Origin of the sequence: Pseudorhodobacter sp., assembly GCF_030452865.1 — a bacterium.
GTDB lineage: Bacteria > Pseudomonadota > Alphaproteobacteria > Rhodobacterales > Rhodobacteraceae > Pseudorhodobacter.
The window spans coordinates 1-6,294 of record NZ_JAKDLJ010000209.1 but is presented as its reverse complement, the minus strand read 5'-3'; the positions used below and the strand labels follow the sequence as shown (position 1 = coordinate 6,294).

At 58.7% G+C, this 6,294-nt stretch carries 9 protein-coding genes; 1 reads left to right on the top strand and 8 read right to left on the bottom strand.

Annotated features, from left to right (window positions below; genetic code table 11):
- Positions 1 to 320: 320 nt before the first annotated feature.
- Genes L0H65_RS12460 through L0H65_RS12440 form a run of 5 tightly spaced genes read right to left on the bottom strand, consistent with a single transcriptional unit; the run spans position 321 to position 3,151 of the window.
- Positions 321 to 797, bottom strand: a complete 477-nt coding sequence (locus L0H65_RS12460; RefSeq protein ID WP_301459377.1) for a VOC family protein — start codon at positions 795 to 797, stop codon at positions 321 to 323.
- Positions 797 to 1,585, bottom strand: coding sequence for a VOC family protein (locus L0H65_RS12455; protein ID WP_301459376.1), 789 nt, complete (start codon positions 1,583 to 1,585; stop codon positions 797 to 799). The genes L0H65_RS12460 and L0H65_RS12455 overlap by 1 nt, the downstream gene beginning before the upstream one ends.
- On the bottom strand, positions 1,582 to 1,950 hold the full coding sequence (locus tag L0H65_RS12450) for a DUF1428 domain-containing protein (RefSeq protein ID WP_301459375.1): 369 nt from the start codon (positions 1,948 to 1,950) through the stop codon (positions 1,582 to 1,584). The genes L0H65_RS12455 and L0H65_RS12450 overlap by 4 nt, the downstream gene beginning before the upstream one ends.
- Positions 1,951 to 1,981: 31 nt before the next feature.
- On the bottom strand, positions 1,982 to 2,416 hold the full coding sequence (locus L0H65_RS12445; protein WP_301459374.1) for a VOC family protein: 435 nt from the start codon (positions 2,414 to 2,416) through the stop codon (positions 1,982 to 1,984).
- A gap of 42 nt (positions 2,417 to 2,458) precedes the next feature.
- Positions 2,459 to 3,151 (bottom strand): DUF899 family protein, encoded by a 693-nt coding sequence (locus L0H65_RS12440; protein WP_301459373.1) that lies wholly within the window; start codon positions 3,149 to 3,151, stop codon positions 2,459 to 2,461.
- An 89-nt stretch (positions 3,152 to 3,240) separates the two neighbouring features.
- Here L0H65_RS12440 and L0H65_RS12435 point away from each other — a divergent pair, with 89 nt between their 5' ends.
- Positions 3,241 to 3,705: a MarR family winged helix-turn-helix transcriptional regulator gene (locus tag L0H65_RS12435; protein ID WP_301459372.1), complete on the top strand. Its 465-nt coding sequence runs from the start codon at positions 3,241 to 3,243 to the stop codon at positions 3,703 to 3,705.
- Positions 3,706 to 3,806: 101 nt separating this feature from the next.
- Here the strand turns inward: L0H65_RS12435 and L0H65_RS12430 are convergent, their stop codons facing one another.
- The 3 genes from L0H65_RS12430 to L0H65_RS12420 all read right to left on the bottom strand — a co-directional run.
- Positions 3,807 to 4,754 carry an ABC transporter substrate-binding protein gene (locus L0H65_RS12430; protein WP_301459371.1) on the bottom strand — a complete coding sequence of 316 codons (948 nt, stop codon included), beginning with the start codon at positions 4,752 to 4,754 and terminating at the stop codon, positions 3,807 to 3,809.
- A gap of 42 nt (positions 4,755 to 4,796) precedes the next feature.
- The gene (locus L0H65_RS12425; protein ID WP_301459370.1) at positions 4,797 to 5,792 is read right to left on the bottom strand and encodes an ABC transporter permease; all 996 of its coding nucleotides are present in this window, start codon (positions 5,790 to 5,792) and stop codon (positions 4,797 to 4,799) included.
- A partial coding sequence (locus L0H65_RS12420) for an ATP-binding cassette domain-containing protein (protein ID WP_301459369.1) occupies positions 5,792 to 6,294 on the bottom strand: 503 nt, incomplete at its 5' end. The genes L0H65_RS12420 and L0H65_RS12425, both read right to left, overlap by 1 nt.

Genomic DNA, 6,294 nt, shown 5'->3' with positions numbered 1-6,294 from the left:
TGCTGGCCGGGCTCCCACGACGTCTGGCAACGATGGACGCATGCCGGTTGGAAATCGGGCGCATTTCCGCACAGATCATCGCCGGGGTGCATCCGGGTGGGTTGGTCGGAGGAGAGCGGGTGGAACTTTCACCAACGCTGGACTTTGGCGACACCATTCGCCGCTGAAAGCAGCATTGAGCCCAGCAACGATTCCGTCTTAGGGAAGTTTGCGCCTCGACTCATTTTTCGGAATTCAAACCGGTAAATCCCGGTTGCCAGGTTCACACATGGCGCAGACGGGAATGACCGCACGGAGTCCCGGTTTTCAGCTGTTCTCGCTCAATTCCCTTTTGCAGCCGCCTCAATCGCTGCAACGTCGATCTTTATCATTTGCACCATCGCCTCCATCACCCGCTGGGCCTTCGCGCGGTCCGGGTCGGCGAGCAACTGGGGCAGGATCCGAGGGGTGACTTGCCAGGACAAACCAAAACGATCCCGGATCCAACCGCATTGAATCGGTTCGCCGCCCGCCTCCAGCGCATTCCAATAGCGATCAACCTCTGCCTGATCGGCACAATCAATCGACAGCGATATCGCATCGGTGAAAGGATGCCCCGGCCCGCCGTTCATCGCAATAAAGCTGCGTCCGAATAGCGTGAAGGCGATGGTTATTACGTCGCCTTTCTTGCCGCCGGGGTAGTCGATTGTCGTGCGGGTCATCTCGCCAACGCAGCTGTCGGGGAAAAGCCCGGTGTAGAACGCCACCGCCGCCTCTGCCTGACCGTCGAACCACAAAAACGTGGAGATCTTGTCCATCACACCGCCCCCGCTTTACGTTTGCCGGCGAACATCACCGTTGCACCTTGCGGGTCGTCGGCTTGGATCAGCCAGTCCCCCTGATCGCCCGGCAGTTCCATCGGGCCGTGACGAACCTTGCCGCCGCCACGCTCCACCGCCTTTTTCGCCACGTCGATATCCGGCACCGTGAAAGCGAAATTCCAGTACGGCGCGGTATTCGGCTTTGGTGCGTTCATCATCGCGCCGATCATGTCGTCGCCTTCACCGATGAAACTGTACTCGCCCGCCTCACCCATGGGCATCGACCCGGATTTGGTCCAGCCGAACAGCTTGTTGTAAAAGGCAAGTGCGGCATCCTGATCACTGGTGACCAACTCATTCCAGCAACAATGGCCGGATTTCATCATCGAAAACGCGGTACTGTTGCGGTCGCTGTCGCCGCGCATCAGGTAGAAAAGCGCGCCCTGCGGGTCAGAGACAAAGGCGAAACGACCGACGCCTGGAATATCCTGCGGGTCCATATGGACGCTGCCGCCAAGCGATTTCACCATGGCTGCCGCCGCGTCCACATCGGCAACACCGAAATAGGCCGCCCAGATCGGGGCGAATGCCGCGCCCTCGGGCGCTTTCATCACGCCGCCCACGCCTTCGCCTTCAGGTGTCGCGAAGGTGCGATAGTCTCGCTCCATCCCGCCCGCGGGCTTGTCAAATTTCCAACCCATCACCGCGCCATAGAATTTTTGCGCGGCGTCAGGTACTGTGGTCATCAACTCATACCAGATCGGGGTTCCATCACGGTTTGTCATTGGCTTGCTCCCTTGCGACCCATTTCAAATATTGGCGAAAAGCCACCGAAGATCATCCGCTTCATATCGAACGGCATGTTTCCGGCGGCCATGCTTTCATCACTTCCCATCTTCTTCTCAGCCGCATCGGCTGTCACGCGGTCGGGCCAGATGATCCACGAAAACACGATACATTCTCCCGGTTTCGCCTGCACAGCGCGCCGGAAATCAGTAAGTTTGCCGTCGCGCACATCTTCGCCCCAGGCCTCCATGATCTCAATCGCGCCATAGCCTTTGAACATTTCCGCCGCATCGGCTGCCATGTTGCGATAATCTTCCTTGCGGTCCTCTGGCACCGGGATCACGAATCCACTGACGTAGCTCATTGGCTTTCTCCTCTCGCTCACTCGATTGCGTTCATGCGCCGTCAGGTTTTTCATCGGCCTTCGGCCAATAGGTGCCGATGCTCCACAAATTGCCCTCGGGATCGCGACAGGCAAATTCGCGGCTACCGTAATCGGTATCCCTGAGCGCCGCCTCAATTGCCGCACCCGAGGCTTTGACTTTTGCAAAAACCGCGTCGACATCATCAACCGCAAGGTAAAGCGCATCCGTGCGCCGCCCATCAAGATCGCCAACTTGCTTGCCGTAATCATCGTCGCGGCTTTGGCCGAGCATCAGGATCGAGGACCCCCTCGCCATCTGGGCATGTTCAACGATCCCTTTATCGCGATGGGCGAAATGTTCGGAAAAGCCGAGCACTTCCACCAACCACCGCATCATTCTGTCAGCATCCCGACAGCGCATTGTCGGGAACAGGCGCGGAGCCTCTGTTTCGGGTTTCACAGCCATGATGGTTTCCTCCTCCCGCTAATGGTTCGGCAATCCTGCCGGTCAGTCGTCGAGTTTCGGATACCAATCCACGCCGCGCCCTTCGGGCGTGGTGTCAAGCAGTATCCAAAGCGGGTTCATATCCGGCGCGCTATGCGGATCCTGACCGGGATCGGCGATCTCCATCCCGCCCTCACCACTGTAAAAATGCCGGATTGTTCCGTTGCTGCGATGAAAGATTGTGTAGGCGGGGCGATCAGCATCCCGCTCACCGACATAATCCGCAGTGAAGTCGCCGCTCGGGTCGGACACAAAGGTCAGTCCTGTCCAACCGCGCTCCTTTGCGCAGCGCTGGATGCGGTCTATCGGCGACCGGGCAACGACAGCAAGCGCCACGCGTTTCGTGATATGCCGCGCCTCGCCATCCCAGGAATCCAGCAGTGACGCGCACATCGGACAAACCAGTTTTCGCTCCGGCCCATACATCATCGAATAAAGGATGAGCGTGTCGTGATCGCCGAACATTTCGCTCAGCCTCGTCGAGCCGTTTTTGCCCTCAAATGCGTAATCCTGTGGCACTTCACCGCCGGGCGGCAGCGCACGGCGTTGGGCGGCAACGCGCTGAATATGCCGACGAAGTTCAATCTCCTCGGCCAGTAGCGCCGTGCGTGCCTTACGGTAGGTAGCGCTCTCTCCGGGCCAGCTTGCTTGCGATAGCGCGGCAAGGTCCGCGGCCGGGGTAAGATTTTCGGTCATATTTATTCTCCGATTCTCTTGACTATAATGTTGATATCAACCTATGTTACCGCATGTCAACAAATTCTCAAAACCACGCGACTTTCGGCATGACTTTGCTGATACGGGACGCCTGCTGGTGCCTGCACACGCAACGCGCCGCGCGCGCGGTAGCGAGACGGTTTGATGAGGCGCTGCGCCCCGTCCGGCTCAAGGGTGGGCAGTTTTCGCTTTTGATCTCATTGAACCGCCCGGAACCACCGACACTCGGGTCCGTCGCGCGGTTGCTGGCGATGGATCGAACGACACTGACCGCCAACCTCAAACCGCTGGAACGGCGCGGGTTGCTGTGCGTGACAGCGGATGCCAATGACCGCCGTGCCCGCCGCCTGACTCTGACAGCCGAAGGTCTGGCGTTGTTGGAGCGTGCAATCCCGATCTGGATCGCGACGCAGGGAGAGCTGGAGCGTGGTCTGCCCGCCGATGTTGCAAAATTGAGGGATGGCTTAAACGCGCTGGCACGCATCTCCGAGACGGAGCCGATAATTCCAGCGGAGATGCTGCTGGAGAAGTGACGAGTTGGTCCTGATAGGATTCGCTGAAATGCGGGCCGGGCGGTCTTGGGTTGGAAGATTGGAACGAAGGGCAAACCCGCCCTTCGTTCCCTTGCTATCGCTTAGAAAGGGCTGTCGGGATAGTAGAATTCCGCTGCGTTTTCCGGCGTGATCAGCACTGACCCAATAGTGAACCGCCCCGATACCGGCGCGGTGGAGGTCATGCCAACCGCAGTCAGCTCAATCGCCGTTGCGATCATTGATGGCGGATAGGTCACGTCTGCCGGGACCATTTTGTCATTGTCACGCACCTTGGCAATCATCTCTTTCATGCCAGCGCCGCCCAGAACGAACTGAATATCCTTGCGGCCCGATTGTTCAATTGCGGCCAGAACACCAATTGCCATGTCATCGTCAGACGCCCAAACCGCATCAATCTTGTCATGCTTGGACAAGAAATCCTGCATTACGGTAAAGCTGTCATCGCGGTTCCAGTTGCCATGTTCCATATCGATGATCTCGATGCCGGAGCCTTTGATCGCCTCCTCAAAACCCGCGACACGCTCATTGTCGATGGTGGTGGGGATGCCCCGCAGCGCGACGATCTTGCCGCCATTGGGCATGGCCGAAACCATGTATTCGCCCGACACCCGGCCAAAGCCGGTGTTGTCGCCTGCGACATAGAGATCCTCGATCCCCGGTATCGCAAGGCCACGGTCCACCACCGTCACCCAGGCACCGCTGTCTGCCACAGCTTTGACCGGGCTGGTCAGCGGCTCAGATTCGAAGGGCAACACGACCAGCGCATTGATCTTGCGGGTGGCAACCATGTCTTCGATGTCGTTGACCTGCTTGGCCGGGTCAGACGCTGTTGCCAGCACGAATTCCAGTTGTGGATAAACGGTTTTCAACCGATTGATCGCTTCCTGCGCGTGGAAGTTCATACCCCCGGCCCAGCCATGGGTCGCGGCAGGGATCGAGACGCCGATGACCTTCTTATCTTGCGCCAGTGCCGGCATTGCAAGCGCTGCGGCCATTACCGCCGCTGCTGCCAATCGTGTAAATGTCATGGATATTCCTCCTGTTGCCATGAATATTCTGCGGGGCCGGTATCAGCCTTCCGCCTTCTTATCGCGCTGCAAGATAACAGCGAGAACGATGATAACCCCTTGGATCGCCCCGTTCAGGTAAGGCGAAACACCGTCGGTCAAATTCAGAATATTGTCGATCAGGGACAGGATCAAAACGCCGATCACCGTGCCCCAAACCCGGCCAAAGCCGCCTTTCAGCATGGTGCCGCCGATGATGACAGCCGCAATCGCCTCCAACTCCCACAGAACGCCGGTGCTGGAGGATGCGGACCCCAAGCGCGGCACATACATGATGGTCGCGACCCCGACGAGGATGCCGAGGAACACATAGGTCAGCATTCGCACCCGGTTGACGTTGACCGAAGAATAGCGCGCGACCTGATCGTTGGAACCGACCGCCGCCGCATGCCGCCCGAATGCGGCGCGGCGCATCACCAATTCGCCGGTGATCGCCACCAGCGCGAAAACGATGATCGGCCAACTGATCCCGAACACTCCGTCAAAATAGATCGGCCGGATAATTGACCGCATCCCGAAGTCCAGTGACAGGGTGCCACCATCCGCAAGCCAGGTCACAAGGCTGCGATAGATCCCCATGGTGCCAAGCGTCACGATAAACGCCTCGATCCGCATCGTCGTGATCAGGAACCCGTTGACCATCCCCGCCAATGTTCCGGCGGCAATCGCGACCAGCATCCCCACCATCACCAGCGGCCATCCCGGCCCCAACGCAGGCAAAAGCGCGTTCATCACCAAAATCATCAGCCCGGCGATGAAAGCCGCCATCGAGCCCACCGACAGGTCCAACCCTCCCGCGACAATCACGAAGGTCATCCCGACAGCGATGATACCGATGAAGGCAGAGCGGGACAGAACGTTGGTGATATTCGCCGCACTCAGGAAATTCCCGTTCAGCGATGCGCCCACAATCACCAGCACCACGAGCGCCAGAATGGGGCCAAGCACCTTGAGGTCCAGCATGGGTTTGGCCCGTTGCGTTGCGTCGATATTCGCCATCATGCCGCCTCTTGCTTGTTCGCGCCGAGGCCCATTGCAAGCCGCACGATCTTGTCTTCTGTCATATCCGCGCCGGACACTTCACCGGCAATGCGCCCCAGACGCATCACCATCACACGGTCGGCAAGGCCGATCACCTCTTGCATCTCGGAGCTGATGACGATGATGGATTTGCCTTGCCGCGACAGTGCATGGATGAATTCGTAGATCTGCTGCTTGGTGCCGATATCAATCCCGCGCGTCGGCTCATCAATGATCACAATATCGGGCGCGGCCAGCATCACCTTGGCAATCAACAGTTTTTGCTGGTTGCCGCCCGAGAGGTTGCCCACCAGCACCTCCCGCGATGGGGCGCGAATATCAAATTCCGCAATCGCGGTTGTCAGCGCCCGGTCTTCGGCCTTCTGGTCGATCAACCAATTGGTAAACATCGGCAAGGATTGCAGCGTCAGGTTTTCGCGCATCCCCTTGTTCAGCAACAGACCCCGGCTTTTGCGGTCTT